Source organism: Pseudoalteromonas rubra, assembly GCF_005887095.1.
Classification (GTDB): domain Bacteria; phylum Pseudomonadota; class Gammaproteobacteria; order Enterobacterales; family Alteromonadaceae; genus Pseudoalteromonas; species Pseudoalteromonas rubra_E.
In genome coordinates, this window is the sequence record NZ_PNCI01000034.1 from 1 (window position 1) to 2,366 (window position 2,366).

At 51.9% G+C, this 2,366-nt stretch carries 1 rRNA gene; it reads right to left on the minus strand.

Annotated elements, in window-relative coordinates:
* Nucleotides 1-21: 21 nt before the first annotated feature.
* A 23S ribosomal RNA gene (locus CWB99_RS14575) occupies nt 22-2,366 on the minus strand; the annotation flags it as partial.

The window sequence follows — 2,366 nt, forward strand, 5'->3', positions numbered from 1 at the left end:
ACAAAACCACTTTGGCGTTGTATGGTTAAGCCTCACGGGTAATTAGTACGAGTTAGCTCAATGGCTCACACCACTTCCACATCTCGCCTATCAACGTTGTAGTCTTCAACGGCCCTTTAGTGGACTCTAAGTCCAAGTGAGAACTCATCTCGAGGCTCGCTTCCCGCTTAGATGCTTTCAGCGGTTATCGATTCCGAACGTAGCTACCGGGCAATGCCATTGGCATGACAACCCGAACACCAGCGGTTCGTCCACTCCGGTCCTCTCGTACTAGGAGCAGCCCCTCTCAATTCTCAAACGCCCACGGCAGATAGGGACCGAACTGTCTCACGACGTTCTAAACCCAGCTCGCGTACCACTTTAAATGGCGAACAGCCATACCCTTGGGACCGACTTCAGCCCCAGGATGTGATGAGCCGACATCGAGGTGCCAAACACCGCCGTCGATATGAACTCTTGGGCGGTATCAGCCTGTTATCCCCGGAGTACCTTTTATCCGTTGAGCGATGGCCCTTCCATTCAGAACCACCGGATCACTATGACCTACTTTCGTACCTGCTCGACGTGTCTGTCTCGCAGTTAAGCTGGCTTCTACCATTACACTAACCGTACGATGTCCGACCGTACTTAGCCAACCTTCGTGCTCCTCCGTTACTCTTTGGGAGGAGACCGCCCCAGTCAAACTACCCACCAGGCACTGTCCTCAACCCCGATTAGGGGCCTAAGTTAGAACATCAACACTACAAGGGTGGTATTTCAAGGTCGGCTCCACGTGCACTAGCGTGCGCGCTTCAAAGCCTCCCACCTATCCTACACATGTAGGGTCAATGTTCAGTGCCAAGCTGTAGTAAAGGTTCACGGGGTCTTTCCGTCTAGCCGCGGGTACACAGCATCTTCACTGCGATTTCAATTTCACTGAGTCTCGGGTGGAGACAGCGTGGCCATGGTTACACCATTCGTGCAGGTCGGAACTTACCCGACAAGGAATTTCGCTACCTTAGGACCGTTATAGTTACGGCCGCCGTTTACCGGGGCTTCGATCAAGAGCTTCGCCTAAGCTAACCCCATCAATTAACCTTCCGGCACCGGGCAGGTGTCACACCGTATACGTCATCTTACGATTTTGCACAGTGCTGTGTTTTTAATAAACAGTCCCAGCCACCTGGTCACTGCGGCTCTCGTCTGCTTACGGAGTAAATCCTTCACAAACAAGAGCGTACCTTCTCCCGAAGTTACGGTACAATTTTGCCTAGTTCCTTCACCCGAGTTCTCTCAAGCGCCTTAGTATTCTCTACCTGACCACCTGTGTCGGTTTAGGGTACGATTCGATATAAACTGAAGCTTAGAGGCTTTTCCTGGAAGTAGGGCATCAACAACTTCACCACCGTGGTGGCTCGTCTCGACTCTCAGCCTTAGCGACCCGGATTTTCCTAAGTCACCAGCCTACAGCCTTTCACATGGACAACCAACGCCATGCTTGCCTAGCCTGCTCCGTCCCCCCATCGCATTTATACCAAGTACGGGAATATTAACCCGTTTCCCATCGACTACGCTCTTCAGCCTCGCCTTAGGGGTCGACTCACCCTACCCTGATTAACATGGGATAGGAACCCTTGGTCTTCCGGCGTGCGGGTTTTTCACCCGCATTATCGTTACTCATGTCAGCATTCGCACTTCTGATACGTCCAGCAAACCTTACAGTTCACCTTCAGCCGCTTACAGAACGCTCCCCTACCCCGCGAACTAAGTTCGCAGCCGTAGCTTCGGTGGTATGTTTAGCCCCGTTACATCTTCCGCGCAGGCCGACTCGACTAGTGAGCTATTACGCTTTCTTTAAAGGATGGCTGCTTCTAAGCCAACCTCCTAGCTGTTTTAGCCTTCCCACATCGTTTCCCACTTAACATACACTTTGGGACCTTAGCTGACGGTCTGGGTTGTTTCCCTCTCCACGATGGACGTTAGCACCCACCGTGTGTCTCCCGGATAGTACTTTACGGTATTCGGAGTTTGCAAAGGGTTGGTAAGTCGGGATGACCCCCTAGCCTTAACAGTGCTCTACCCCCGTAAGTATTCGTCCGAGGCTCTACCTAAATAGATTTCGGGGAGAACCAGCTATCTCCCGGTTTGATTAGCCTTTCACTCCTAGCCACAGGTCATCCCCTAACTTTTCAACGTTAGTGGGTTCGGTCCTCCAGTCAGTGTTACCTGACCTTCAACCTGCCCATGGCTAGATCACCGGGTTTCGGGTCTATACCCTGCAACTTAAGCGCCCAGTTAAGACTCGCTTTCGCTACGGCTCCCCTAAATGGTTAACCTTGCTACAGAATATAAGTCGCTGACCCATTATACAAAAGGTACGCAGTCAC